Origin of the sequence: Bradyrhizobium sp. AZCC 2289, assembly GCF_036924615.1 — a bacterium.
Lineage (GTDB): Bacteria > Pseudomonadota > Alphaproteobacteria > Rhizobiales > Xanthobacteraceae > Bradyrhizobium.
On sequence record NZ_JAZHRY010000001.1, the window covers coordinates 2118157 to 2143303 of the forward strand.

Below are 25147 nucleotides of genomic sequence, written 5' to 3' on the forward strand. Positions count from 1 at the left end.
GGGGACAAGACGATTCGCAATGACCGAGCCGAGCAAGTTGCCCCATCACGGCGTTCCCGAGCACCAGCCTGCCGCTGGCGGCATCGCCGCGCGTGCGCGGGCCTCGGCGGCCCCGCAATATCTCACCGGCCTCAATCCCGAGCAGCGCGACGCGGTAGAGACCCTGGACGGCCCCGTGCTGGTGCTGGCCGGTGCCGGCACTGGCAAAACGCGCGTGCTGACCACGAGGATCGCCCATATCCTGAGCCAGGGCCGGGCCCGGCCGCACGAAATCCTGTCGGTGACCTTCACCAACAAGGCGGCGCGCGAGATGAAGCTGCGGCTCGGCCAGATGCTTGGCCAGGCCGTCGAGGGCATGCCGTGGCTCGGCACCTTCCACTCGATCGGCGGCCGCATCCTGCGCATCCACGCCGAACTGGTGCAGCTCAAATCCAACTTCACCGTGCTCGATGTCGACGATCAGGTCCGGCTCTTGAAGCAGTTGCTGCAGGCCGAGAATATTGACGACAAGCGCTGGCCGGCGCGCATGATGGCCGGATTGATCGACGGCTGGAAGAATCGCGGGCTGACGCCGTCGCAGGTGCCGGCAGGCGAGGCCGCCGTGTTCGGCAACGGCAAGGGCGGCAAGCTCTACGCCAGCTATCAGGAACGGCTGAAAATCCTCAACGCCGCCGATTTCGGCGATCTGCTGCTGGAGAACATCCGGCTATTCCGCGAACATCCCGATGTGCTCCGGCAATACCAGAACCGGTTCAAGTTCATCCTGGTCGACGAATATCAGGACACCAACGTCGCGCAATATCTGTGGCTCAGGCTGCTGTCGCAGGCGGCGAGCAAGCCGGGCGCGCCTCTTTCTGCGGTCATTCCGGGGCACTCGGATTCTCCGGTCATTCCGGGGCGCATCGAAGATGCGAACCCGGAATCTCAATATAATGAGGACTCATCTCGAGATTCCGGGTCCGGTCCTTCGGACCATCCCGGAATGACGGAAGACCCTCTCCCCGCAAGCGGGGCGAGGGAGATCGGCGCGCATCCCGGGCTGGCACCCTCCTCGCCGCTCAAAAACATCTGCTGCGTCGGCGACGACGACCAGTCGATCTATGGCTGGCGCGGCGCCGAGGTCGACAACATCCTGCGCTTCGAGCACGATTTTCCCGGCGCCAAAGTGATCCGGCTGGAGCGCAATTACCGCTCCACCGGCCACATCCTCGCCGCCGCCTCGCATCTGATCGCGCACAACGAAGGCCGGCTCGGCAAGACGCTGCGCACCGAGGACGTCGACGGCGAAAAGGTCACCGTCACCGGCTCCTGGGATTCGGAAGAGGAAGCCCGCGCCATCGGCGAGGAGATCGAGGAGCTGCAGCGATCAGGTGAGAACCTCAACGAGGTCGCGATCCTGGTGCGGGCCTCGTTCCAGATGCGCGAGTTCGAAGACCGCTTTGTCACGCTCGGCCTGCCCTATCGCGTGATCGGCGGCCCCAGGTTCTATGAGCGCGCCGAAATCCGCGACGCGCTGGCGTATCTGCGCGTGATCAATTCGCCGGCCGACGATCTCGCCTTCGAGCGCATCGTCAACGTGCCGAAGCGCGGCCTTGGCGACGCCACCGTGCAGATGCTGCACGACCACGCCCGCAAGCGCCGCATTCCCCTGTTCGAGGCGGCGCGCGCCGTGGTCGAGACCGACGAACTGAAACCGAAGGCGCGCGGGAGCCTGCGCGACCTGATCCTGCATTTCGACCGCTGGCGCGCCCGGCGCGAGGTGACCTCGCATACGGAACTGGCCGAAATCGTGCTCGACGAGAGCGGTTACACCGAGATGTGGCAGAAGGACCGTTCCGCCGACGCCGCCGGCCGGCTGGAAAACCTCAAGGAACTGGTGCGCTCGATGGAGGAGTTCGAGAACCTGCAGGGTTTCCTCGAACATATCTCGCTGGTGATGGACCGCGACGGCGGCGCCGACGACGAGGCCGTGTCGCTGATGACGCTGCATTCCGCCAAGGGGCTGGAATTCGACAATGTATTCCTGCCGGGCTGGGAGGAAGGCCTGTTTCCAAGCCAGCGCACGCTCGACGAACAGGGCCGCGCCGGCCTCGAGGAAGAACGTCGTCTGGCCCATGTCGGGCTGACGCGCGCGCGCCGCCGCGCCAAGCTCTATTTCGCCACCAACCGGCGCATTCACGGCACCTGGTCGACCACGATCCCGTCGCGCTTCCTCGATGAATTGCCGGCGCCGAATGTCGAGATCACGGAATCCAAGGGGGGCTCCGGCTGGGGCGGCTCCGGCGGCTACGGCCCCTCGCGCTTCGACAACGTCGAGTCCTTCGGCTCCAGCTATACGACGCCGGGCTGGCAGCGCGCCCAGGCCAACCGCGCCCGCAACCAGAACCGCGGCGGGTCGGACCGCGGCGGTTTTGAGGAAAGCCAGTCGTCTTTCTCAGGCTCGCGCAGCGATGCCTCAGGCTCGCGCAGCGATGCCTACTCGCGCAACGAAGCGGGCGGCGGCTTCTCGCGCAACAAGCGCGGCCCGATGGTGATCGAAGGCGAACTGGTGGCGAAATCCACCGGTACGAATTCCGAATTCTCGCTCGACGACCGCGTGTTTCACCAGAAATTCGGCTACGGCAACGTGGTGAAGGTCGACGGCAACAAGCTCACCATCGCCTTCGAGAAGGCCGGCGAGAAGAAGGTGGTCGATAGTTTCGTGGAGCGGGCGTAAGCCAGAAGTGGCGGTCACTGAACGCCGTCGGGCGAAATTGCTGATTTCGACGCAATGATCGGCTCCCGGAATTGATCCCAGGTCATAGCCATTTAGGGGATACATCATGCCTTCCGAACGCCCGCCTCGCCTCGCTGTTCTGATCGACGCCGATAATGCTTCCGCAAAGATCGTGGATGGACTGTTCGAGGAGATCGCGAAGATAGGCGAGGCAAGCGTCCGTCGCATTTACGGCGATTTCTCCGATCCTCGCTCGAAGAGCTGGGCGGAAAAACTGTCCAGATACGCCATCATACCGCAACAGCAGTTTTCCTATACGACCGGAAAGAATGCATCCGACATCACGCTGGTCATCGATGCAATGGACCTGCTGCATAGCGGCCGGTTCGACGGATTTTGTCTTGTTTCGTCGGACAGCGATTTTACCCGCCTCGCCGCCCGTATCCGCGAGCAAGGCGTTGATGTCTTCGGGTTTGGCGAGCAGAAAACCCCGGAGAGCTTTCGGCAGGCCTGTCGAAAATTCGTGTACACCGAGAATCTGCTCCCCGGCGCGACGAACAACAACAGGGATGCCGTGCCAACGCCGGAGCCTCTCCAGCCCGTTAGCTCGGCGGCGCCCATCATCAAGAAGGTGATTGAACAGATGGAGAGCGAGGACGGCTGGGTTCCTCTGGGAGAAGTCGGAGGGCGGCTTTCCAACCTCGCCTCTGATTTTGATCCCAGAACCTTCGGCTTTCGAAAGCTGAGCGACCTGGTGCGAAAGACGAATTCATTCGAGATCGAGCGACCGAAAGGCGGCTTGATGCGCATTCGCATAAAGCCTGCGACCGAATCGCCTGCAGGATCGAAGACTCCCGGAAAAACTGCTCCGACGTGACGCGGCAGGCCGGCTCGGACAAGGGTTTGACCAAATTCCGCAACGCAACGAAATGTCGCGATGTGCCCGGAAGCGACATCACTCGATCACTTCATTCGCCTGTATCAGGACATCCGCTGGAATCGTCAGACCGAGAGCCGACGCTGCCTTTAGATTGATGATCAGCTCAAAGGTCGTCGCTTGTTGTACCGGCAAATTGCCGGGCTTCTCACCTTGCAAGAGCCTGTTCAAATAATCGGCAGCACGTTCAAAAAGGACAGAGAGATCGGCGCCATAACTCAACAAGCCGTCGGCGTCAGAAAATTCCTTGAATGCGTAGATCGCCGGGATGCGGCTCGCCGCCATCATTTCCGTTATTTGCCTTCGTTCGCTCAAAAGCAAAGTGTCGGCTGCAACCAACGCCGCGTCAGGCTGAGATGCCTTCACTTCGGCGAGCGCACTCCCCACGTCCTGGCTGTTTCTGGCATCGAACACCTCGACTGTAACTCCCAGTCGCTGGGCAGCCCGATGGACCGTATCGAGATTGACGCGGCCCAGTGGATTTGAGGAATTTGCCAACACCGCGACGCGAGACAAATTTGGGATGACCTCCCGAAGCAGTTCGACGCGCTTTTCTTCCAGCTCCACATTCAACGCAACAAATCCAGTGAGGTTGGACTCCGGATGAGCGACGCTTGCAATCAAACCGGTATTCACGACGTCACCAGCGGCGCCGATCAGGATCGGAATGGTTGTTGTGGCGCGTTTCGCCGCAAATGCAGCAGGATTTCCCCAAACAACAATTACCTCCACAGGCAATGCCACCAGCTCAGCGGCAAACGCAGGAAAGCGGTCGTCTCTGCCCTCTCCAAACCGGTATTCGATGATGATATTGTTTCCTTCGACGTATCCAAGCTGCGTCAATTTCTGAACAAATCTCTGAATGGGCGGCAATGGCAGATTGGCCATAAGCCCAATGCGCCTTGGTTTCGCAATTTGCGCGGCAGCTCTCTTGGGCCAGGATACTGCGGCTGCCATCAATGCTAAAAAATTGCGGCGTCGCATCGCTTCGCCTCCGCTCCGCACTAAATCGAGAATGAAATTGAACCGGACCGATTGCAAGCATAGTCCAGTTGCCCGGTTAGGCGAAATCCCGTTCGCGCAGTCCAAGTTGGCTTTGGGTCATTTGCGATCGGCTCAAGCCAGCAGCAAGTGCCGCCATGTCCGCTGGGCCGCAAATGACGCGATGTGCCAATGGGCAACATCGCCGGCTTTGCCTGATATGAAAGAGGCCGCCAACTGAGGCGGCCTTACTCCAGCGTCGGTTGTTTCAATGCTCACTGAGGCGCGCGTAGTCCGGGGGACATGATCCATTCCTGCATGTGCGCAGCGGTTTCAGCCTGCCGGGCTCTACGGAGTAGATCGTCCCGCTTGACCCCTCGTGGCGTGCCTTGGGCCTCTTTTCGAAGCCGCTCGGCTTGCTCCGACAAACGCTGGTCTAATGTTGTTGTTTGCTTGAAACGGCGGCGCTGCTGCTGCATGGCGCTGCTCCTGTTCGAGGGAGGCGGGAGCGCAACCGGCGTTCTCATCACCGATAAAAGCCACGGGAGCGTGCGGTGATGGAATTACAATACTCTGCCAGCGTCGCTGGGTCTGTCCACTTGTGTACACAGCGCAAATGAGGCCCCTGCCAAAATCAAACCAGGCTACTGGGGTCGAACAGGCCGTTACCCGCGGGCTCAACAGGAATAGTTCGGAAACCGGGTCATAAACTCGGCAGATGTCGTCACGACTTACCGAATGTCGCCGTCAGGTCATTCGCGACCGGCTTGAGCCAGCAGCAAAGTGCGGCCTTGTACCGTCGAAAGCGGAAGTAAACTTCAGAGCATGAGTGCCGTCGCCATCGGCCGTTTCGCGAGGATGGCGCCGCTGCGCAGGTGATTCAAGATCCGAACCGCGAACCCTGACCGACCTGGAAATCGCGAGTGCGATCGAGACGAGGCTTACGTTCGAATCGTGTCGGGTGCGCCGCTTCGGTACGCTATCATCGCCGAGACCCGCCGTTCTTGCGATGCAAGCCGTCCAGTTGCAACCGCTGTTGCGCGTCTCACAATCTCAATGAATTACGATGACGAGTTCAGTGCACCGGCACCGTAATTCCCGAACGCCGCGCGTCGGCATGAAAGATCGCATCCTTTATGCCGGTAGGAGACCCGCCACGCGATAGCTGTCGATCAACGCGTCATAGAGCGAGATATCCGAGCGGCTCCTCGCAATGAGCTGGGCGCCGGCGACGGCGGCGAAGATGGCGCGAGCCCGCCGCTCGCTTTCCTCGGAACTGACCAGGGCCGCAGCGGACAGAACCCTGCTCAGCCACGCAACATTGACATCGGCAAAGGTCTGGACCTCCTTCTTCACCGCTTCCGGCAGGTCATCATGTTCGGCGGCCATGAAGCTGCAGAGGCACATGCGATTTTCGCTCTCGAGCGATTTGCGAAAAATATCGGGATACTGCTGCAGGCAGCGGACCGGATCCGAGGTTCCGGCCAACATAGACTCGAGGTGAGCCGCGGTGTCCTCCCAATAGCGCCTCGCTACTGCCGCGCCCAGATCGGCCTTGCTCGGGAAGTGATGGTAGATGCTAGCTGCCTTGATGCCCACGTCATCCGCGAGATCGCGGAAATTCAAGCCGCTGTAGCCATGCGCCTGTGCGGTCCTTCTGGCGGCCGCCAGGATGGCCTCCCGAGAACTTGAACTCATCTCACTGCCTCACCGCTTCGTAGCCAACCTACCAAGTGGCAGATAGGCGTTGACCGGGCAAGTTTGAAGTTCTATATGTTACCTACCAAGTGGCAGGTAGACAAAAGGAAATAGTGATGAAGATTTACGATTGGCCCACCGGCCCTTATCCGGCTCGCGTCCGTGTTGCCTTGGCCGAGAAGAACCTGCAGCCGCGTGTCCAGTTTGTGTCGGTCGATCTTTGGAAAGGCGAGCACAAGAAGCCCGAGTTCCTCGCCAAGAACTACTCAGGCACACTGCCGGTGCTCGAACTCGACGACGGGACCTTCATTAGCGAATGCACGGCGATTACCGAATACCTTGACGCGCTTGATGGCGCTCCCACACTCACCGGCAGGACACCGCGCCAAAAGGGCGTGATCCACATGATGAGCAAGCGCGCCGAGTTGGAGCTGCTCGACGCCATCAGTATCTATTTCCACCACGCCACACCGGGGCTTGGACCCGACGTCGAGATTTATCAGAACGCTGAGTGGGGGTTCCGTCAGCGCGACAAAGCCCTAAAGGGTATGCACTACTTCGATGCCATTCTAAAGCGACAGCCGTTCGTCGCAGGTGAGGTCTTCTCGATGGCCGACATCACGGTCATCGGCGGTTTGATCTTTGCGGGGCTCGTGGAGCTGCCGGTGCCTGCGGAATGCACGGCTCTTCAAGCCTGGCACGCAAGGATGCAGGAGCGTCCCAGCGTAAAGAACCGGGTGACGATGTCAGAACCGACCGAGGCGTCCGTTTGAAATCGCTGTCTGTGAACGGCTGCTTGCATGATCTTGGAGCAAGCAATCGAACGGTTTGCCGGGTCGTCTTCAACATCAAGGGCAATGACTATCGATTGGATGCGCCCCGAGAGACCTACGGAGGGTTCAAAGAGGGTGCCCATCTTCGTCGACCGCGGCGCGCCCTTCTCGAACCGCGATGGAGCGCGTTACGGCGCGCCGGATCCGCCCGCCACGATCTTCTCGTTCAATTTTTGATCGACGGTCTGGACCGTGCGGTCGATCTCGGCACTGGGCACGCCGAGCTGATCCGAAACCAGCTTCACCAGCAGGTCGACCCGCTCGATGAAAGGCGCTCCACTGGCCACCGCGCGGGCCGCCGATGAGGGCTTGAGGAGGCTTTCCGCCGCTTTGGCATATTTTGCGAAAGGAACCTGATCCGTCGGGTCGGCCCCCAGACGCCGCGCGATGGCGTCGACATGGTCATAGATCGACTGCGAGAGCTTCAGATCGCCGTGCACGGCGTCGCGGATCGACTGCGGTTCGTGCAGCGTGATGCAGCGGTAATTCCCGGTCAGCAGCATCGACCATTTGGCCAGCGGGACGAACAGCGAATCGAACACCTTGAGTTTTACCGGAACGTCCTGGCCGTCCAGCTTCACCGCGTCGATGTCCGCTTCCAGCTCCCGCAGCACCTTGTTGTGTTGTTCATCGGCAAAGGCCGCAGCCTTGAAGTTTGTCGGCAGGCCGACATGAAGGACGTTCGCCGCCTCTTCCGGTGGGCGGAAAGCCTGCGGATCAGGCGAGCAGAGCGACACCAGTCCCGGCTCGAACCGTTCCCATACCTGGGCATTGGTGTATGCCTCCTCCAGATCCATTTCCGCCAATGCGGGGATCCGCTTGAGATAGGGCAAGGGCGGCATGTTCATGATCGAAAGACAAGGCAGCTTCGCCTCGGCGATCTTGATCATCAGAACCCGGATCGTATGGTTGGTGTATTGCGGTTCCTGCATGGCAAGACCAACCAGATCGTAACGGGAAAGATCGACGTCGGGGGGCGTAACCGCGTCCAATTTGCCAGGCAGATCGCGCGAAAAAATCGCCCGGTGCATCGCCTCGTCACGCAGCTTGATGCGAACCTCGGTTCCGTCGCGATTGATGAGTTCTGCAGTCTTCTTCCGACAAACCAGAGTCACGTTGTGACCCGCCATCAGCAGCTTTGTCGCCAGCAATGAGCCATACGAGGCTCCCAGAATCAGAATGTTACGCGCCATACTCTCTCAGCCTGGTGCCGTCGGAGAAGTGGTTGGAATTGGGCGTGGCGCATTCTCCGGGAACATGAGGGTATCGTTTCAGGCTGCGAGGTCAATCGGCTGATTGCCAGGCTTTACGGCGAGCGTCTGCCATCCATCGACCTTGCGCATGTTGATCTGTCCAGAGGCGAGCAGCGCCCAGAACAACATGGCTGCGGTGTCTGCTGACGGCAGCACGGTTTGCGTCTTGATTCTTCGCTTGAACTCTTCGTGCAGCCGCTCGATTGCATTGGTGGTGCGCACGCTGCGCCATTGGCTCGGCGGCAGGCGCGTGAAGGTGAACAAGCGTTCTCCTGCCTCCTCCAGGCTGTCGGCGACGGCGCGATGCTTGAGCCTCCATTTGCGGATGAAGGCTTTGCGGCGCGCTTCGATCTCCTCAGGCGTCGTCGCGTAGATCATGTCGTTGTAATCAGCGGTGATCTCGTCATGCAGCCGCTCTGGGGCATGTGCGAACAGGTTCCTGTGCTTGTGGACCGTGCAGCGCTGGACCGGCACGCCGTCCCAGACGGAGGCGATGGCCTTGTCGAGCCCCGGCGCGCCATCGACGATGAGGAATTCCGGACGCCGCAGCCCGCGATTGATGAGGTCAGCAAGGACAGTGCGCCAGGCCTCGGCGCTCTCGCCGCCCATGCTCTTGATCGCGAGCAGCACCTTCTGGCCGTCCTCGCGCACGCCGAGAACGACCAGCAGCGAGATGGAGGTCGCCTTGCGGTCGAGCCGCACGCGCACCACGGTGCCGTCGAGGATCAGGCGCACGATCGGCTCTCCAGTCAGCGAGCGGGTGTGCCAGGCGTCCCAGTCGCTCTTCACCTTGCGCCAGGTCCGGCTCACCGTGTCCTTGCCGACCGTCCCGCCGAACAAGGCCGCGAGCGCGCGACGCACCCGCCGCGTGTTGGTGCCAGCGAGATACGTGCTCGCGATCAGCGCGTCGGCGGCCAGTGTGCGCCGCTGATAGGCCCGCAGCGTCTGGCTCTTCCATTCGGTCGTCTTGCCATCGGCAGTGGTCAGACGGGCGCGCGGCACCGCGATCTCGATCGGTCCGAACGTGCCGGTCAGCGATCGCGTCCGGCTGCCGTGGCGGTGGCCCGCAACGCTCGCTCTTCCTTCGTTGCCGGACATCGGGATGCGCCCGTAACGTGGCCGCGAAAGTGCCGCCTCGAGCTCGCCGCGGAGCAGTTCTTCGATGAACTCACGCGATCGAGCCCGCACTTCGGCCTCAAGCGGATCAAACCAATTGTCGAAAAGATCGCCGGCCATATCGGCCGCAGGCTGCAAAGAATCAGGCTTCGTGGTAGTGCTCGTCATGGCGTGGTCTCCAGTCCGACGCTTCAACGCCGGATGATTCGAGGTTGATCACCCCGGAGACTACGCCACACTCAATTCCTACCAACCCCGCGACGGCACCCTCAGCCTCTCCCACGCCCTCAAGCTGAGCGTAAGCAATGTTTGTGGAACGTCAAAGCCTGCGAAACGTCCGCTTTGCCCAGAAATCGCGGACCACGTCAAGGCCCACATTGTCGCCCTGATGGAATTACCCGCGTGCGCTCACGCGGCGCGTGACGCCATCGCTCCGTGCATCAAATCACCCCGTGATTTTGCCCGTCGGCAAATCACTTGCCGATTATCGAAATCCCTTGTCCACCCCCTCGTGCAAAAATGTTTCGCTTCACCCCGACGGGCAAATCAAGGGCATAACTCCGCGCGTCTCACCCGAACGAGGGGCGGCTCGCGATCGTCACGAAACGCGCGGTGGGATGCGGTGGACGCGGCAGCGTCGGGCACGCAAGTGTGTTCGCAGGGCGGTTTCCGTGAGCGAGCACCAGCGCGCAGGACGAACGGCGCTTCAACGCCTTCGCCAAGACTTCGGCAGGCCGCACACGGCCGGTCGAAGCGTTTGGTGAGGTCGCTGCGTACGGCGAAGTCGTGTGGTCCTGGCATCCGTTGCTGATGTCAAGTCCGCGGAGGTTTTGCGAGCTCCAACCGGGACGAGCAAAACCGTCAATCCGCGCGACGACGGTGACAAGAGGAATTCGTCGCCGGGGAGAGCACGAAGGAAACCGTTAAAACCATTGCGCGGGGAAAGCCGGGTGATTTCCGGAATACTCGTGGTGACTACCGTGTGCTTACTACCAATGCACACGGGCCGCGGGTGCTCCGGGCACCCGGCTTTTCCTGCGCCCTCTGCTTTTCGAGGGTAACGAATTTGCACAACTCGGGCGCATCGTGTCGCGAGAACGCGAAGGTATTTGCTCTTTCTCTTTCAGCTCCCTCGGTTGTCATGCCCGCTTCAAGCGGGGCATCCAGTACGCCGCGGCTTCTCGTCGAAGCCGGAGGCCTCTGGAATACTGGATCGCCCGGTCATAGGCGAGCGGAAGCGACGCCGTCCTTCGGACGTCTATGCCGGGCGACGACGAATCTGCTGTTTGAAATTCGAATCAGAAACCTGTGCCCACCGCCAGCCGTGGCGCGCCGACTGAAAGCCCGGCGCGTCAGCCGTCAATTTCCGTTGGCTAGAAAGCGGCCGGGTTCGCGGCAACCCCGACTTTTAGTCTGGTCCTGTTGCGCCGGAGCCCTTGACCGCCTGCGACTTCATCGTATCAGATGAAGCCATGATCCGGGGTCTGCCGACATTGTTGGTCCTTCTGCTCGCCGCGCCGTCACTGGCGGCGGCGCAGACGATCAGTTTCGGCGATGCCGCCGCGACGCTGGGCAAGAGCTGCGGGGCGGACCTCGACGCCAATTGCCGCGGCGTCAATCTGGATTCCAACCGCACCAAGGATTGCCTCTACAAGAACCAGGATACCATGTCGGCCCAATGCAAGGCCGACTATCCCGGCGCGCTCGACGCGATTCAGAAGCACATTGCGGCGCGCGCCAATGTCGGGCGGCAATGCGAGTACGAAATCGTCAAGAAGTGCAGCGGCAAGGCCAAGGAAGCCGCAAAATCCATCGCCTGCCTGCTGGGCATCAGCAACCTCACCGCCCGATGCAACCAGGCGATCGGCGACGCCGGATACAAGGCCGAGAGCGACTTCGTCACCCAGCTCGGCGGCCTGGAGACGCCGCCGGATCTGAATCTTGTGACGCTGCGCCAGCAAACGGCAGAGCGATCGAAATCGCGGGGCAAGAACGAGCCGCCGCCGCAGAAGCGGCCGCCGATTGCCCCCGAGCTGACCAAGCTGCCGGGCTTCAGCGTCGATATCCAGTTCGATGCCGACACGCCGATCGTCCGGCCGGAATCCTATCAGACGATCGGGCGGATAGCCGACGCGCTGGTCAATTCGACGCTGCTGCCCTACGAATTCCTGATCGTCGGCCATATCGAATCGACCGGCCGGCGCGACAACAACGTGCTTCTCAGCCAGCGAAGGGCCGATGCGGTCCGCGACATCCTGGTCAACACCTTCAAGATCTCGTCGAAGCGACTGCAGGCCGTGGGATTGGGCGAGGAACAATTGCTCGACCCGGCCCGTCCCAACGCCCCCGCCAACAACCTGACGCAGATCATGACGGTGGCGAAAATGCCTGAGCAGAGCGAGCAGCCCAAGGCAGCGGCGGCAAAAGGCTCGGCATCGGCTGCTAAAAAGCCGGCGAAAAAGAGATAATAATTTTTTCGGCTGATTGCGGAACCCGCTTCAGGCCCCTATCTGCTGCTGACCCCCTGTCCCGTCCGGGCCACACTGCCGCGTCATCCTTTCCGGCATCTTCCAATCACATCATCAAGCCGCCATGTCCCCCATCATTTCCGTCTCCAATCTGTCCAAGACCTATGGCTCCGGCTTCAAGGCGCTGAACGACATCAATCTCGATATCAACCGCGGCGAGATTTTTGCGCTGCTGGGACCGAACGGCGCCGGCAAGACCACGCTGATCAGCATCATCTGCGGCATCGCCAATTTGAGCCAGGGCCGGGTCACCGTCGGCGGCCATGACATCAACACCGATTACCGCGCCGCGCGTTCGCTGATTGGCCTCGTGCCGCAGGAGCTGCACACCGACGCGTTCGAATCGGTGTGGGCGACCGTCAGCTTCAGCCGCGGCCTGTTCGGCAAGCCGAAGAATCCCGCGCACATCGAAAAGGTGCTGAAGGATCTGTCGCTGTGGGACAAGAAGGACAACAAGATCGTCACGCTGTCCGGCGGCATGAAGCGCCGCGTGATGATCGCAAAGGCGCTGTCGCACGAGCCGCAGATTTTGTTCCTGGACGAACCGACCGCGGGCGTCGACGTCGAACTGCGCAAGGGCATGTGGGAAGTGGTGCGGACGCTGCAGGCGTCCGGCGTCACCATCATCCTGACCACGCACTACATCGAAGAGGCCGAGGAGATGGCCGACCGCATCGGCGTCATCAACAAGGGCGAGATCATCCTGGTCGAGGACAAGGCCGGGCTGATGCAGAAGCTCGGCAGGAAACAGCTCAAGCTGTATCTGCAAAACAAGGTCGAGGCGATACCTGCCGATCTGGCGGCCTACAACCTCGAACTGTCGGAAGACGGCCGCGAAGTGATCTTCAACTATGACACCAAGGGCGAGCGCACCGGCATCACCAGCCTGCTCAGCGACCTCAGAAACGCCGGCATCCGCATCTCGGACCTCGATACCAGGCAGAGCTCGCTGGAAGACATCTTCGTCAGCCTGGTGAGGGCGCCATGAATTTCCAGGCGATCCGTGCGATCTATCTGTTCGAAATGGCGCGCACCTGGCGCACGCTGCTGCAAAGCATCGTCTCGCCCGTGGTATCGACCTCGCTGTATTTCGTGGTGTTCGGTGCGGCGATCGGCTCGCGCATCACTTCGGTCGAGGGCGTCAGCTACGGCACCTTCATCGTGCCGGGGCTGGTGATGCTGTCGGTGCTGACGCAGAGCATCGCCAACGCTTCGTTCGGCATCTATTTTCCGAAATTCGTCGGCACAATCTACGAATTGCTGTCGGCGCCGATCTCCTATTTCGAGATCGTGCTCGGCTATGTCGGCGCCGCCGCCACCAAATCGATCATCCTCGGCCTCATCATCCTCGCCACCGCCGGGCTGTTCGTGCCGCTGCAGATCCATCACCCGATCTGGATGCTGACCTTTCTGGTGCTGACGGCGGTGACTTTCAGCCTGTTCGGTTTCATCATCGGCATCTGGGCTGACGGTTTTGAGAAGCTGCAGATGATCCCGATGCTGGTGGTGACGCCGCTGACGTTTTTGGGCGGCAGCTTCTATTCGGTGAACATGCTGCCATCGGGCTGGCGCACCATCACCTTGCTCAATCCCGTGGTCTATCTGATCTCGGGCTTCCGCTGGAGCTTTTACGAGATCGCCGATGTCAGCGTGACCTTGAGCCTCGGCATGACGGTGGGCTTTCTCGTCGTTTGCATGACCATCGTGTGGTGGATCTTCAAGACCGGCTACCGGCTGAAGAACTGACGCGCGAAAGCGCGTCAGCGATAACAGCGGAAGTGGCCGTGGCGATTGTAATAGCCCCGGCAGCGATAGCCATGATCGGATATGCCGAACACGCCCTTGACCGCGCCCATGGCACCGCCCACCCCGGCACCGACCGCGCCGCCGACCACGCCACCCACCGGGCCGGCGATCCGGTTGCCCTCGTACGAACCCTCCCGGGCGCCGCGCACGATGCCCTGCGCATGCCCGGCAAAGGGCATCGCCAGCAGCGCGAGCATGATGGCGGCGGCCGCAAGCATCTGCCGCACGGGAAGGCTGGCAACAGGCGCTGCCGTCTTAACCTTGGTTTTGTTCATCCGGATTCCTTAAATTCCGCGGCAATCGCGTCGTCAGGCGGGATTCTGAAACGGCCTTGGGGCCAAATCGTTGCGCATCTGTGACGAATTCGAGTCGCGGGCCCGTCACCGCTCGCGAAAAAGTCAGGATGTCGGATTAACGATCGGGTTGCGCGCCACTGGAACCGAAGCCGGATTCCGGGCATAGTGAATGCCGGGGGGACGGAGAGCCGCGGTACTGCAATCAGGTGCCTAAGTCAAAGAGGCCTGGAGGCCATAGGTAAAATGCGTTCCTTCCTCGTTGCCTTCACCGGGCTCATGCTATTCGCCACCGGCGCCGCGCAAGCCAAAGTCGCCATCACCATCGACAAGGACAACCAGCAGATGACCGTCGCCATCGACGGCGTCGCGCGCTATCACTGGCCGGTGTCGACCGGCATCCCCTCGCGCGAGACGCCGAACGGCTCGTTCCGCGCCTTCCGCATGGAAGAGGACCACTACTCCAAGGAATTCGACGACGCGCCGATGCCGCATTCGATCTTCTTCACCAAGATCGGACATGCGATTCACGGCACCGATTCCGTCGGCCGTCTCGGCACGCCCGCCTCGCATGGCTGCGTGCGGCTGTCGCGCGACAATGCCTCGACGCTGTATGCGCTGGTGCAGGAAGAAGGCGTGCTCAACACCACGGTGACGCTGACCGGCTCGGCCCAGGTCGCGCTGGCCCGCAACCCGCGGCCGCGTGGCAACACCGCCGTCGCCCGCCGCGCTCCGGCGCCGCAATATGAGCAGCAATACGATTCCGCCGGCGATCCGATGGTGCTGACGCCGCAGCAGCAGCCAGCGCCGCAGGCCCGCGCCGATGACGGCTACATCTATCCGGCCGACGGCAGCTCCAACGAGGCACGCTATCCGGCGCCGCCCGGCAGCCGCCGCGTCTATGACGCGCAGGCCTATCCGCAGCCGCAGCAGCAATATTACGTCAATCGCGGCTATGCGCCGGCGCCGCAAGGCAATTATTACCAGCCACGGCCGTATTATCAGCCACGCGGGCTGTTCACCTACCAGGATTGACGCGCGGCCGGCGCGTCGATCCTTTTTCACGTCGAGAGACGAGGCCCTATCTGAACGCGCGCTCGCCACGCTCCGCGGCCTTGCGGACGGCCTCAGTGAAGGCACGGGCCACCGGTTCGAGAATTTCCGGACTGGTGGTGCGGACATCGTCGGCCGGCGTATGGAAGAAGCGATGCAGGCCGGCCATCCCGAAGAAATTGCGATAGCCCGCCGCGTGCACGTCGCGCAATTCGCCGACCGCCTGCTTCTCCGCGATCAGGCGCCTCGCCTCGATCGCCGCAAAAGTTTCGCCGACCAGAGGCGCGGCGGAAGGGCTGAGCACAATCGAGCGAAGCGCAACGTCGACCTTGTCTTCCCGCGTGAAACCCTGCGGTCCTGCCGTCCAGGCGTAGCAGGCGTTGGAGGCGTTGGAGGCGCCGAAATGCACCCAGACCAGCGTGTCCCGCGGAGGCGGCGCGCCCTGCTTGAGAAACAGCTCCATACCGTCATGACCGATCTCATGTCCGGCGGTAGCGACAAAGACGAAATCACCCGGCAGCTTCTCGGCGGCAACGGTGCGGACAAGGGCCAGAAAATTGGCGATCCCCGGTCCGCGCTCGCAAACGCAACTGTACCAGCCCGTCATCGGTGTCGACACGACAATGGCCGGCCCCTTGCCCGCGCCGAGCCGGGCAACGACGTTGCGATGTGATCGGCGCGGTCAGATGAAACGAACTCTTGTCTTCCGGCGGCCACCAGAACGGCGTCGCCGCGGCCGTCGTGCCATCCACTTCGGCCGTCGCGCGGTCGACAACATACTGCCGGCCGAGAACGACCGGCTGGAACGCGACGTTGAAGCCCGCGGCCTGCAATTCCCCTGCAATCCAGTCGGTCGTGGCACGGTCGCCGGGCGAGCCGAACCGATGCGAGCCGAACGCGGCGTAGCGCGCCACGTCGGCGTAGAGTTTTGCGCCGCCAAGGAAATCTTCCGCAGCGTCGGCCTGTCCAAGCGTCAAGGTCACCACCATCGTGAATAGAACGCGCCATCCCGACATCACGCCACCCTGGCTTTTTCGCGCGAAGTGGATACCGGTTCGCGCGAAAACGCCAGCGGGCACACACTCATTGATCGGCCCGCGGAGTCCGTGGACGCTTGGCGAGTCTGAGCTTGCGACATTGCATGTGGGCCAAATGAAAGAGGCCGCCAACAAGGCGGCCTCCAACGGAGTTGTCTGGAGTATTGATCAGTGCCAGCCGCGGTGGCGGCCTCTGCCCCAGCCGTAGTGGTGTCCGCGACCACCGCGTCCCATGTGCCCATGTCCATGGCCATGACCGCCATGAGCAAGAATGATGGGGCTATCGATATCGCTCACCAGCGTGTCGGCGGTCGCGTGAGGCATTGCCGAGGCGGACAGCGTCGGCAATGCCGCAAACGCACAGGCGGCGATTCCGATCAGCAATAGACGTTTCATTTGAAAACTCTCCTTGGGCCGCCCAAGCGCGGCAGGAAGAGAATGTCCGAGGGACCTGCGAGTTCCGCAGAAGCCGGATGTGTCGGCAAGACTCCACCCCACCAGAACGCCCGATACGCCTGAGCCTTGCGAACGGGACCAATTGACTCCTGTCTCCTCAGTCATATAGATGACTATATGAATTTGGATCTGCGCTTACCCCTGTACCAGCGATTGCGCGACATGCTAGCGGCGGCGGTCGCCGAGGGACAATGGCGCCCGGGCGATGCGATCCCGTCCGAGGCCGATCTGTCGAAGCGCCACGGTGTTGCCATCGGCACCGTGCGCAAGGCCGTGGACCAGCTGGTCGCCGAGGGCGTGCTGGACCGGCAGCAAGGCCGTGGCACCTTCGTGAAGCGGACCCGCTTCAACGCCTCGATGTTCCGGTTTTTCCGCTTTCAATCCGAAACCGGCGAACGCCGCATTCCCGTCAGCCGCATCCTGCGCCGCGAGGCGATGCCGGCGCCGTCGGCAGTCGCCTCGGCGCTGCGCATCCGTCCACGCGAGGGCGTTATCCACCTCGTGCGGCTCCGGCTGATCGATGACCTGCCCCTGCTGGCGGAGGATATCTGGCTGCCGAGGGCTCGCTTCGAACCGCTGCTTGCGGTCGATCCCGGTGAATTCGGCGATCTGCTCTATCCGCTGTACGAGGAACGCTGCGAACAGGTGGTTGTCTCGGCCGAGGAAACGCTGACGGTGGAGACCGCCGATACCATGAAGGCGCGACTGCTGCGGCTTCAACCGCACGCGCCGCTGATCGTCATCGAGCGGCTTGCCTACGATCTGGCGCGGCAGCCGCTGGAGTGGCGCCGCTCGCGCGGCGCCGCCGATAAATTCCGTTACCACGTGGAAATTCGCTGACGGCTAACGCCGAGCCAAAATGGCCGGCGCGGTTCTGGGAGGAAACGATGTCGAACTGGTACCAGGAGAGCTCCGCGCCGGAGCGCAAGACATTTTGGGCGTGTTTCATGGGCTGGGCGCTGGACGCGCTCGACATCCAGATGTTCAGCCTTGCGATCCCGGCACTGATCGCCGCTTTTGCGATCAGCAAGACGGAGGCGGGACTGTTGGGATCCGTCACCCTGTTCGCAGGCGCCTTCGGCGGCTGGATCGCCGGCGCGCTGGCGGATCGCTACGGAAGGGTGAAGGCCTTGCAGATCACCATCCTGTGGTTTGCGCTGGCCACCTTCGCCTGTGCCTTCGCGCAAAGCTATTCGCAATTGCTGATCCTCAAGACCATTCAAGGCATCGGCTTCGGGGGCGAATGGGCCGCCGGTGCAGTGCTGATGGCCGAGGTGATCCGGCCGCAGCATCGCGGCAAGGCGCTGGCCACGGTGCAAAGCGCCTGGGCGGTCGGTTGGGGCGCAGCGGTCATCCTCGCCACGGTGTTATTTTCGCATCTCTCGGCGGATATCGCCTGGCGCGCGATGTTTGCCGCCGGCCTGTTGCCCGCCTTGCTGATCTTCTACGTCCGCCGGGGCGTGCCGGAGCCTGCGCGCGCGATCGCCACGGCCGCGCAGCGGGCCTCTCCGCTGCAAACCCTGTTCGGCATCTTCAAACCCGACGTGCTGCGGGCCACCATGATCGGCGGCTTGTTCGGCGTCGGAGCCCATGGCGGATACGCCGCCCTCACCACCTTTCTGCCGACGTTCCTGCGCGAAGAGCGCAAATTGTCAGTGCTGGGCAGCGGCGGTTACCTTGCCGTGATCATCGTCGCGTTTTTCTGCGGCTGTGTCGCCAGCGGCATTTTGAGCGACCGCATCGGCCGGCGCGCGAACGTCGCCGTGTTCGCCTCCGCCTGCGTGCTCACCGTGCTGGTTTACGTGTTCGCGCCGCTCACCAACGCACAGATGCTGGTGCTCGGATTTCCGCTCGGCTTCTTCTCCGCCGGTATTCCCGCCAGCATGGCCGCGCTGTTCAGCGAACTCTACCCCGCCGGCGTTCGCGGCACCGGCGTCGGGTTCTGCTACAATTTCGGCCGGATCGTTTCGGCGGGCTTTCCGATCCTGGTCGGATATCTCAGCCAGCATCTGGGACTGGGCGCCGCCATCGGACTGGACGCGGCCTTCGCCTACTCGCTCGTGTTTGTTGCCGTGCTGCTGCTGCCGGAAACCCGCGGCAAGACCTTTTCCGATACCGCGCCGCTGCCGGCTCCCACGCCGAACCTCGCCGCGAATTGAAACGGACGGCCCGATGACCGGAACCATTCAAGCCCGTATCAGCCGGCGTACGTTCGGCAAATCTCTCGTGGCGGCGGGACTGGGTTACGCCGCCATCCCCGCGCGCGCCGAGCCATCTCAAAAGCAGCCGATAATGATCGACACGCATTCGCACGTCTTCCATCGCGGCCTTCAGCTCGCGGATTCCCGCCGCTACGCGCCTGGCTACGACGCCCCGCTCGATCTCTATTTGCAGCAGCTCGACGATAACGGCATCAGCAACGGCGTCCTGGTGCAACCGAGTTTCCTCGGGACCGACAATTCCTATCTGGTGCAATGCGTTCTCGCCGCGCGCGGCCGGCTGCGCGGCATCGCCGTGGTCGAACCCAATATAACGTCTGATGATCTCAACCGCCTGAACGATTCCGGTATCGTGGGATTACGACTCAATCTAGTCGGCAAGCCGCTGCCCGATCTCGCATCTCCGGCCTGGGGCGGGTTGCTTGAACGTGCGGCGAAGCTGCAGTGGCAAATCGAGGTGCAGCGCGCCGCGATTGATCTGGCCGCGCTGGCGCCGGCACTGCTCGCCTTTGGCGTCAACGTCGTGCTGGATCACTATGCACTGCCCAATGCCGGGACGGGAGCCGCAGACCCCGGTCTCGTGACGCTGACGAAACTCGGCCAATCGCGCCGGCTCTGGGTCAAGGTTTCCGCACCCTACCGGATCGGCGAGGACGGCAATCGGATCGCCCGCGAGGCCTTTGTCCTGCTGCGCGGCTCGCTGGGTCGCGACCGCCTGATCTGGGGCAGCGACTGGCCCCATACCCAGTTTGAAAGCACCCAGACCTATGCGAGGGCTCTCGCCGCCTTCGCCGAGATCGTCGGCGACCCCGACGACCGCATGGCCATTCTGCAAAACCCGCGGGGTCTTTTTCGTTTCGACTGATCGCTCCGGCAGCCGATCCCCGAAGATTGAGAATTACTGCTCGCCGTCGCGCAGCCGCCGGTAAACCGCACCGAGCACGTTGGAGTAATCGTCGGTCCACACCCGCTGGTTTTCATCGGCCTCGGTTTCGGCCCAGACATCCGAGGACGCAAGCTTGCCGACGTCGGCCTCCTCCCGCGCGGAGACCACCACCGAGGTCGAGAAGATGTACTCGTTGTCGCGGCCGGAATCCTCACTGTAGACCCAGCTTTTCATGTCGTTGGCGTCGGCAATGCCGACGATGACGCTGGCGAGCTCCAGATGCCGGTTGGAGACGTGCATCACGACAGCGCCCTGCGGCGCCAGCTTGTCCTTGTAGATCTTCATCGCCTCTTCGGTCGCCAGATGAATCGGAATCGCGTCCGACGAATAGGCATCGACGATGATCAGGTCGTAGATGCCGTCGGGCTCGCGCGCGAAGGTCAGCCGCGCGTCGCCGATCACGGGCTTCAGGTTCGGCTCGCAATTCTGGATATAGGTGAAGTATTTCGGGTCTTTTGCGGTATCGACCATCGACTGGTCGATCTCGAAGAACTTCCAGTCTTCACCGGGTTGCGATGCACAGGTCAGCGTGCCCGAGCCGAGCCCGATCACCGCCACCCGCAGCGGTGCACCCTTGCGCTCGCGGATCGCCGTGATCGCCTGACCGATGCCACCGTCCTTGTGGTAATAGGTGATCGGCTCGGGCCGGCCGGTGACCGGGGTGCCGTCGTCATTCTTGAATTTTTCGGCGCCGTGAATCGTGGTGCCGTGCATCAGCACGTGATACTGGCCGCTCGGGGTCACCACGATCTTGTGGACGCCGAAGAAGCTGCGCACGGTTTCCACCCGCCCGTCGTCGGACGGGTAGGCCCGCAGCAGCACCAGCGCCACCGCGACGGTGGCAAAGATCTTCCAGCGGCTGGCGTTCAGGCCGAGCGCCAGCAGCGCCGAGAGCACGCCGACCGCACCGATCATCCAGACACGGTAATCGTCGAGCCAGTTCATGATCTTGCCGGGCGAATAAGACGGTCCGATCAGCGCGACCGCGAGTACGGCGAGGAACGGCCAATACCAGCCGCTCCAGCGCGGCAGCCGCGCGTCGCCGCCGGGCGGCCGGCACAGCGCGGCCAGCGCCAGCAGGATCGGGTATTCCGCAACCCAGGAGAAAGTGAATGGCGCGATCAGGCCGGCGAACAATCCGCCGACCATGCCGCCGAACGATAGCGCGACGTAAAAGCCAGTGAGATATTTTGCCGGTGGCCGGGTGCGCGCCAGCTCGCCATGGCAGGCCATCGCGATGACGAAGAAACACAATTGATGGCCGCCGAGCGTCAGCAGCAAATTTTGTTCGCCGCCGACCGCGAGCAGAATAATCACGCCAGCGATCGCCAGCGGCTGCGCCAGCAGCATCCATTTGTGCGGCAGCAATGGGCGCGACTGGAACACCAGCACCCAGGTCAGGAGATAAAGCGACAGCGGCAGCACCCACAATAACGGCGCGGCGGCGACGTCGGTGGAGATGTGCGCGGTGACCGCGATCAAGAGGCCCGACGGCACCGCGGCCAGGAAGATCCAGCGGGCCCGCACGATCCAGGACGGCGCCGGCGCGTCGGTACCCTCAGTGGGCATGTTGAGCGCGGCGGCGCCCGCCGGTGAACCCAGCAGCAGGACGCCGCAGCTCGCGATCAGGACGATCAACAGGCCATAGAAGCTGGTCCAGATCAGGTTCTGCGTGCGCAGCGTGAACATCGGCTCCAGCAGCACCGGATAGGACAACAGCGCCAGAAAGCTGCCGATATTCGAGGAGGCGTAGAGGAAATAGGGGTCCGGGCCGCTGGGATGACCGGTGCGGACAAACCAGGCCTGCAGCAGCGGGTTGTTGGCGGCGAGCGCGAAGAACGGTAGCCCGATCGAGACCGCGAACAGGCCGAGCAGCCAGAATGCATAGCCCGAATTCGGCGGCTCGCCCCACCCGCCCGCAATCGACAGCGGCAGCGTCGTCAGCGCGATCACCAGCAGCACCAGGTGTATCGCCACCGGAATCGCGCGGTTGCGGATCTGCATCAGGAAATGCGCATAGGCATAGCCGCCCAGCAGCAGCGACTGGAAGAACACCATCGCCACCGACCACACCGCCGGCGAACCGCCGAGCCGCGGCAGCACCATTTTTGTGAACAGCGGCTGGACCGAGAACAGCAACAGTGCGCTGACAAAGATCGCGGCGGTATAGACGCCCAGCACCAGCCGGTTTCGCGAGGCGGACGGCTTGGAAGTCATGAAAGCTCCGGCATGAACCCGGCGGGCGCCGGCGGCAGGACGTCCGGCAAGGGCCTGCCGGGAAACCGCAATGGAGCACAAGGCAACCGCGCGAGCAATGCGGGGGGTGTGGTCGAATTCGTCATTTGGTGCTGTGCGGACATTCACATCTTCGCTAAGGAGTGGAGTGAAACGTCATTCCGGGGCGCGCGAAGCGCGAACCCGGAATCCAGGGATTTCGGGACCATCCCGGAATGACGGCGGTAAAACTAATCAATCCTTCTTGAAGCGGACATGAACGAAACGGACGTCGTCATCATCGGTGCGGGGCATAACGGCCTCACCTGCGCGGCCTATCTCGCGATGGCCGGCCTGCGCGTGAAGGTGGTCGATCGCCGCAAGGTGGTGGGCGGGGCGGCGGTGACCGAGGAATTCCATCCCGGGTTCCGCAATTCGGTCGCGGCCTATACGGTCAGCCTGCTCAACCCGCAGATCATCTCGGATCTGAAGCTGGCCGAGCAGGGCCTGCGGATCGTCGAACGGCGGGTGCAGAATTTCCTGCCCGCCCCCGATGGCAGCTATCTCTTGACCGGCGAAGGCCGCACGCAGCAGTCGGTTGCAAGGCTCAGCGCGCGTGATGCCGGCCGCATCGACGCATTCTCCCGCGAACTTGAAGCGATCGCCGACGTGCTGCGCCAATTCGTGCTGCGTGCACCGCCGAATATCGTCGAGGGCTTTGGCATCGGTTCGATTCGCGAAGCCTTCAATGCGCTCCGCACCGCCAATGCGTTACGAAAACTGTCGCTGGAGCAGCAGCGCAACCTGCTCGACCTGTTCACGCGCTCGGCCGGCGAGATGCTGGACGAACGCTTTGAAAGCGACCTGGTGAAAGCGCTGTTCGGCTTCGACGCCATCGTCGGCAATTACGCCAGCCCCTATGCCGCAGGCTCTGCCTACGTGATGCTGCATCACGCCTTCGGCGAGGTGAACGGCAAGAAGGGCGTCTGGGGCCACGCCATCGGCGGCATGGGCGCGATCACGCAAGCGATGGCGCGCGCGGCGCGCGGCCATGGCGCCGAGATCGAAACCGATGCCGGGGTGCGCCAGGTGATTGTGGAACGCGATCGCGCCGTCGGAATCATCCTCGACAATGGCGAAACCGTCCGCGCCAAATACGTCGCCTCCGGCGTCAACCCGAAACTGCTGTACACGAGGCTGGTCCCTTCAGATGCGCTGGCGCCGGAATTTCTCGAGCGCATCACGCGCTGGCGCAACGGCTCCGGCACCTTTCGCATGAACGTCGCACTGAATGCCCTGCCCTCGTTCACGGCGCTGCCCGGCGCGGGCGATCACCTCACCGCCGGCATCATCCTCGCACCGAGCCTCGGCTATATGGATCGCGCCTGGCAGGACGCGCGTGAGCACGGCTGGAGCCGCGAGCCCGTGATCGAGGTGCTGATCCCCTCGACGCTCGACGACTCGCTCAGCCCCTCCGGCCAGCATGTCGCCAGCCTGTTCTGCCAGCATGTCGCGCCGGAGTTGCCCGACGGCAAATCCTGGGACGATCATCGCGACGAGGTCGCCGATCTCATGATCGCGACCGTGGATCAATATGCGCCCGGCTTTGCGTCAAGCGTGATCGGCCGGCAGGTGCTGTCGCCGCTTGACCTCGAACGCCAGTTCGGCCTGCTGGGCGGCGACATCTTCCACGGCGCGCTGACGCTCAATCAATTGTTCTCGGCGCGGCCGATGCTGGGACACGCCGATTATCGCGGGCCGCTGAAGGGCCTCTACCATTGCGGCAGCGGCGCCCATCCCGGCGGCGGCGTCACCGGCGCCCCCGGCCACAACGCCGCGCGGGTGATATTGCGGGATCATCGCGCGCTGTTTGGCTGAGTTAAGGTCCTCGCCCCTTCCATTGCCCTGATTTCAACCGGTATGATGTCCGCTCTCGTCAAGGAGCCTGAATGCGGCGGCGCGATTTCATCACGATGCTTGGCGGGGCGGTCACCGCCTGGCCACTCTCAGCGCAAGGCCAGCAACAGCCCGGCGGCCGTCGCATTCCGATCGTGGGCTTCATCGGGCTGGCTTCAGCTTCCGTCGATGGCCAGGCCATTGTTCCCTTTCGCCAAACCCTCAGTGAACTCGGTTACATCGAGGGCCGCACGATTGTGATCGAAGAGCGTAACGCCGAGGGCAACGTCGAACGCGCCCGCGCCCTGATCGCCGAATTGGCAGCACTGCCCGTCGACGTGTTTCTTTCGCCGGGCCCCGCGATGTCGCGCGCCCTGGTTCGCCTGACCAAGATTCCGGTCGTTGCGATCGCACTGCCTGCTACAGCCAGTGAGCCTGAACTGTTCTCGAGCCTCGCCCACCCCGGCGGTACCCTGACCGGCTTTTCGGCGCTCGGTGAGGAGATGTCCGCCAAACGGATCGAGATGTTGAAAGAGTTGATACCCGGGCTGAAAACGCTCGGGGTCATGCACAATGCAACCGACCCCTCATTCACATGGGGTGAACAGACGATGGCCGACGCCAGGAAATCGGGGCTGGAGCCTGTCAAATTTGGACTGAGCTCGCTTTCCACGGCCACCGTCGTCGAGCATTTCAAAACGCTGGGCGAGATGCGCGGCACGGCCATGATCGTGCTCCGCGACTTTCTGACCGCAGCGCTGACGGCCGACATCTGCAAGGCGGGTATAGACGCGCGGATTGCTGTTGTCGGCGAATTCAGCGAGTACGCCCGAGCCGGCGCGCTGCTCAGCTACGGCGCCGATCAGGCCGACCTGCTTCGGCGCGCCGCCGGCTATGTCGACCGGGTCCTCAAGGGTGAGAAAGCCGTGGACCTGCCGATTCAACTGCCGACCAAGTTTGAGCTGGCCCTGAACCTCAAGACCGCCCGCACCATCGGCATCGATATCCCGCCGACCATCCAGGTGCGCGCCGAACAGGTGATCGAATGAATGAGTGGATGGCCGGTTGAAAAGCCGGTGGATAGGCTGTGGAAAACCGGCCGATAAGTCTGTGCAGGAGCCGGTGCACGGACCGTGCACATCGGCGGCCGGAGCCTGTGAAAAAC

At 62.7% G+C, this 25147-nt stretch carries 22 protein-coding genes and 1 pseudogene; 14 read left to right on the forward strand and 9 right to left on the reverse strand.

Going from position 1 to position 25147, the window contains the following annotated elements:
• The first annotated feature begins 19 nt into the window (after positions 1-19).
• Both V1289_RS10370 and V1289_RS10375 read left to right on the forward strand, forming a co-directional pair.
• Positions 20-2716, forward strand: coding sequence for an ATP-dependent helicase (locus V1289_RS10370; RefSeq protein WP_334396853.1), 2697 nt, complete (start codon positions 20-22; stop codon positions 2714-2716).
• Positions 2717-2822: 106 nt separating this feature from the next.
• The gene (locus V1289_RS10375; protein WP_334396854.1) at positions 2823-3593 is read left to right on the forward strand and encodes an NYN domain-containing protein; all 771 of its coding nucleotides are present in this window, start codon (positions 2823-2825) and stop codon (positions 3591-3593) included.
• 78 nt (positions 3594-3671) lie between these two features.
• Here V1289_RS10375 and V1289_RS10380 read toward each other — a convergent pair whose 3' ends face one another.
• Entirely contained in the window at positions 3672-4637 is a 966-nt protein-coding gene (locus V1289_RS10380) for an ABC transporter substrate-binding protein (RefSeq protein ID WP_334396855.1), read from the reverse strand.
• 1131 nt (positions 4638-5768) lie between these two features.
• Positions 5769-6332, reverse strand: coding sequence for a TetR/AcrR family transcriptional regulator (locus tag V1289_RS10385; RefSeq protein WP_334396856.1), 564 nt, complete (start codon positions 6330-6332; stop codon positions 5769-5771).
• Between the two features lie 116 nt (positions 6333-6448).
• On the opposite strand from V1289_RS10385, the gene V1289_RS10390 reads away from it, so the two are divergent.
• The gene (locus V1289_RS10390; RefSeq protein WP_334396857.1) at positions 6449-7105 is read left to right on the forward strand and encodes a glutathione S-transferase; all 657 of its coding nucleotides are present in this window, start codon (positions 6449-6451) and stop codon (positions 7103-7105) included.
• A 188-nt stretch (positions 7106-7293) separates the two neighbouring features.
• Here V1289_RS10390 and V1289_RS10395 read toward each other — a convergent pair whose 3' ends face one another.
• On the reverse strand, positions 7294-8358 hold the full coding sequence (locus tag V1289_RS10395) for a ketopantoate reductase family protein (RefSeq protein WP_334396858.1): 1065 nt from the start codon (positions 8356-8358) through the stop codon (positions 7294-7296).
• Positions 8359-8436: 78 nt separating this feature from the next.
• Entirely contained in the window at positions 8437-9654 is a 1218-nt protein-coding gene (locus V1289_RS10400) for an IS256 family transposase (RefSeq protein WP_334407198.1), read from the reverse strand.
• A 1352-nt stretch (positions 9655-11006) separates the two neighbouring features.
• Here V1289_RS10400 and V1289_RS10405 point away from each other — a divergent pair.
• The 4 genes and pseudogenes from V1289_RS10405 to V1289_RS10420 all read left to right on the forward strand — a co-directional run.
• Positions 11007-11417: pseudogene (locus V1289_RS10405) on the forward strand (hypothetical protein); the annotation flags it as partial.
• Entirely contained in the window at positions 11397-12002 is a 606-nt protein-coding gene (locus V1289_RS10410; protein ID WP_442896174.1) for an OmpA family protein, read from the forward strand. The pseudogene V1289_RS10405 and the gene V1289_RS10410, both read left to right, overlap by 21 nt.
• 124 nt (positions 12003-12126) lie before the next feature.
• Positions 12127-13050: an ABC transporter ATP-binding protein gene (locus V1289_RS10415; RefSeq protein WP_334396859.1), complete on the forward strand. Its 924-nt coding sequence runs from the start codon at positions 12127-12129 to the stop codon at positions 13048-13050.
• The gene (locus V1289_RS10420) at positions 13047-13808 is read left to right on the forward strand and encodes an ABC transporter permease (RefSeq protein WP_309178919.1); all 762 of its coding nucleotides are present in this window, start codon (positions 13047-13049) and stop codon (positions 13806-13808) included. The genes V1289_RS10415 and V1289_RS10420 overlap by 4 nt, the downstream gene beginning before the upstream one ends.
• Before the next feature lie 14 nt (positions 13809-13822).
• On the opposite strand, the gene V1289_RS10425 is transcribed toward V1289_RS10420, so the two are convergent.
• The gene (locus tag V1289_RS10425; protein ID WP_334396860.1) at positions 13823-14143 is read right to left on the reverse strand and encodes a hypothetical protein; all 321 of its coding nucleotides are present in this window, start codon (positions 14141-14143) and stop codon (positions 13823-13825) included.
• Positions 14144-14407: 264 nt separating this feature from the next.
• Between V1289_RS10425 and V1289_RS10430 the strand changes: the two genes are divergently transcribed.
• The gene (locus tag V1289_RS10430) at positions 14408-15196 is read left to right on the forward strand and encodes a L,D-transpeptidase (protein ID WP_334396861.1); all 789 of its coding nucleotides are present in this window, start codon (positions 14408-14410) and stop codon (positions 15194-15196) included.
• A 46-nt stretch (positions 15197-15242) separates the two neighbouring features.
• On the opposite strand, the gene V1289_RS10435 is transcribed toward V1289_RS10430, so the two are convergent.
• The 3 genes from V1289_RS10435 to V1289_RS10445 form a co-directional block, all read right to left on the reverse strand.
• Positions 15243-15833, reverse strand: a complete 591-nt coding sequence (locus V1289_RS10435; protein WP_334396862.1) for a hypothetical protein — start codon at positions 15831-15833, stop codon at positions 15243-15245.
• Positions 15724-16230, reverse strand: coding sequence for a hypothetical protein (locus V1289_RS10440; RefSeq protein WP_334396863.1), 507 nt, complete (start codon positions 16228-16230; stop codon positions 15724-15726). The genes V1289_RS10435 and V1289_RS10440 overlap by 110 nt, the downstream gene beginning before the upstream one ends.
• 189 nt (positions 16231-16419) lie before the next feature.
• Positions 16420-16647: a hypothetical protein gene (locus tag V1289_RS10445; protein ID WP_309178923.1), complete on the reverse strand. Its 228-nt coding sequence runs from the start codon at positions 16645-16647 to the stop codon at positions 16420-16422.
• A 177-nt stretch (positions 16648-16824) separates the two neighbouring features.
• Between V1289_RS10445 and V1289_RS10450 the strand changes: the two genes are divergently transcribed.
• Genes V1289_RS10450 through V1289_RS10460 form a run of 3 tightly spaced genes read left to right on the forward strand, consistent with a single transcriptional unit; the run spans position 16825 to position 19791 of the window.
• Positions 16825-17547, forward strand: a complete 723-nt coding sequence (locus V1289_RS10450; RefSeq protein ID WP_334396864.1) for a GntR family transcriptional regulator — start codon at positions 16825-16827, stop codon at positions 17545-17547.
• Positions 17548-17594: 47 nt separating this feature from the next.
• On the forward strand, positions 17595-18866 hold the full coding sequence (locus tag V1289_RS10455; RefSeq protein WP_334396865.1) for an MFS transporter: 1272 nt from the start codon (positions 17595-17597) through the stop codon (positions 18864-18866).
• A 13-nt stretch (positions 18867-18879) separates the two neighbouring features.
• Positions 18880-19791, forward strand: a complete 912-nt coding sequence (locus tag V1289_RS10460; RefSeq protein ID WP_334396866.1) for an amidohydrolase family protein — start codon at positions 18880-18882, stop codon at positions 19789-19791.
• Between the two features lie 33 nt (positions 19792-19824).
• Here V1289_RS10460 and V1289_RS10465 read toward each other — a convergent pair whose 3' ends face one another.
• Positions 19825-22089: a spermidine synthase gene (locus tag V1289_RS10465; RefSeq protein ID WP_334396867.1), complete on the reverse strand. Its 2265-nt coding sequence runs from the start codon at positions 22087-22089 to the stop codon at positions 19825-19827.
• A 12-nt stretch (positions 22090-22101) separates the two neighbouring features.
• Between V1289_RS10465 and V1289_RS10470 the strand changes: the two genes are divergently transcribed.
• The 3 genes from V1289_RS10470 to V1289_RS10480 all read left to right on the forward strand — a co-directional run bounded on the left by V1289_RS10470 (position 22102) and on the right by V1289_RS10480 (position 25031).
• Entirely contained in the window at positions 22102-22326 is a 225-nt protein-coding gene (locus V1289_RS10470) for a hypothetical protein (RefSeq protein WP_334396868.1), read from the forward strand.
• A 36-nt stretch (positions 22327-22362) separates the two neighbouring features.
• Complete coding sequence (locus V1289_RS10475; RefSeq protein WP_334396869.1) at positions 22363-23964, forward strand: phytoene desaturase family protein; 1602 nt, start codon at positions 22363-22365, stop codon at positions 23962-23964.
• 71 nt (positions 23965-24035) lie between these two features.
• Positions 24036-25031 (forward strand): ABC transporter substrate-binding protein, encoded by a 996-nt coding sequence (locus V1289_RS10480; RefSeq protein ID WP_334396870.1) that lies wholly within the window; start codon positions 24036-24038, stop codon positions 25029-25031.
• Positions 25032-25147 lie beyond the last annotated feature (116 nt).

Excerpts from the sequence above, each read along its gene's own strand:
- V1289_RS10370 (WP_334396853.1), top strand. The coding sequence starts at position 20 with ATGACCGAGCCGAGCAAGTTGCCCCATCACGGCGTTCCCGAGCACCAG.
- V1289_RS10375 (WP_334396854.1), top strand. The coding sequence starts at position 2,823 with ATGCCTTCCGAACGCCCGCCTCGCCTCGCTGTTCTGATCGACGCCGAT.
- V1289_RS10380 (WP_334396855.1), bottom strand. The coding sequence starts at position 4,637 with ATGCGACGCCGCAATTTTTTAGCATTGATGGCAGCCGCAGTATCCTGG.
- V1289_RS10385 (WP_334396856.1), bottom strand. The coding sequence starts at position 6,332 with ATGAGTTCAAGTTCTCGGGAGGCCATCCTGGCGGCCGCCAGAAGGACC.
- V1289_RS10390 (WP_334396857.1), top strand. The coding sequence starts at position 6,449 with ATGAAGATTTACGATTGGCCCACCGGCCCTTATCCGGCTCGCGTCCGT.
- V1289_RS10395 (WP_334396858.1), bottom strand. The coding sequence starts at position 8,358 with ATGGCGCGTAACATTCTGATTCTGGGAGCCTCGTATGGCTCATTGCTG.
- V1289_RS10400 (WP_334407198.1), bottom strand. The coding sequence starts at position 9,654 with ATGGCCGGCGATCTTTTCGACAATTGGTTTGATCCGCTTGAGGCCGAA.
- V1289_RS10415 (WP_334396859.1), top strand. The coding sequence starts at position 12,127 with ATGTCCCCCATCATTTCCGTCTCCAATCTGTCCAAGACCTATGGCTCC.
- V1289_RS10420 (WP_309178919.1), top strand. The coding sequence starts at position 13,047 with ATGAATTTCCAGGCGATCCGTGCGATCTATCTGTTCGAAATGGCGCGC.
- V1289_RS10425 (WP_334396860.1), bottom strand. The coding sequence starts at position 14,143 with ATGAACAAAACCAAGGTTAAGACGGCAGCGCCTGTTGCCAGCCTTCCC.
- V1289_RS10430 (WP_334396861.1), top strand. The coding sequence starts at position 14,408 with ATGCGTTCCTTCCTCGTTGCCTTCACCGGGCTCATGCTATTCGCCACC.
- V1289_RS10440 (WP_334396863.1), bottom strand. The coding sequence starts at position 16,230 with ATGTCGGGATGGCGCGTTCTATTCACGATGGTGGTGACCTTGACGCTT.
- V1289_RS10445 (WP_309178923.1), bottom strand. The coding sequence starts at position 16,647 with ATGAAACGTCTATTGCTGATCGGAATCGCCGCCTGTGCGTTTGCGGCA.
- V1289_RS10450 (WP_334396864.1), top strand. The coding sequence starts at position 16,825 with ATGAATTTGGATCTGCGCTTACCCCTGTACCAGCGATTGCGCGACATG.
- V1289_RS10455 (WP_334396865.1), top strand. The coding sequence starts at position 17,595 with ATGTCGAACTGGTACCAGGAGAGCTCCGCGCCGGAGCGCAAGACATTT.
- V1289_RS10460 (WP_334396866.1), top strand. The coding sequence starts at position 18,880 with ATGACCGGAACCATTCAAGCCCGTATCAGCCGGCGTACGTTCGGCAAA.
- V1289_RS10465 (WP_334396867.1), bottom strand. The coding sequence starts at position 22,089 with ATGACTTCCAAGCCGTCCGCCTCGCGAAACCGGCTGGTGCTGGGCGTC.
- V1289_RS10470 (WP_334396868.1), top strand. The coding sequence starts at position 22,102 with ATGAACCCGGCGGGCGCCGGCGGCAGGACGTCCGGCAAGGGCCTGCCG.
- V1289_RS10475 (WP_334396869.1), top strand. The coding sequence starts at position 22,363 with ATGAACGAAACGGACGTCGTCATCATCGGTGCGGGGCATAACGGCCTC.
- V1289_RS10480 (WP_334396870.1), top strand. The coding sequence starts at position 24,036 with ATGCGGCGGCGCGATTTCATCACGATGCTTGGCGGGGCGGTCACCGCC.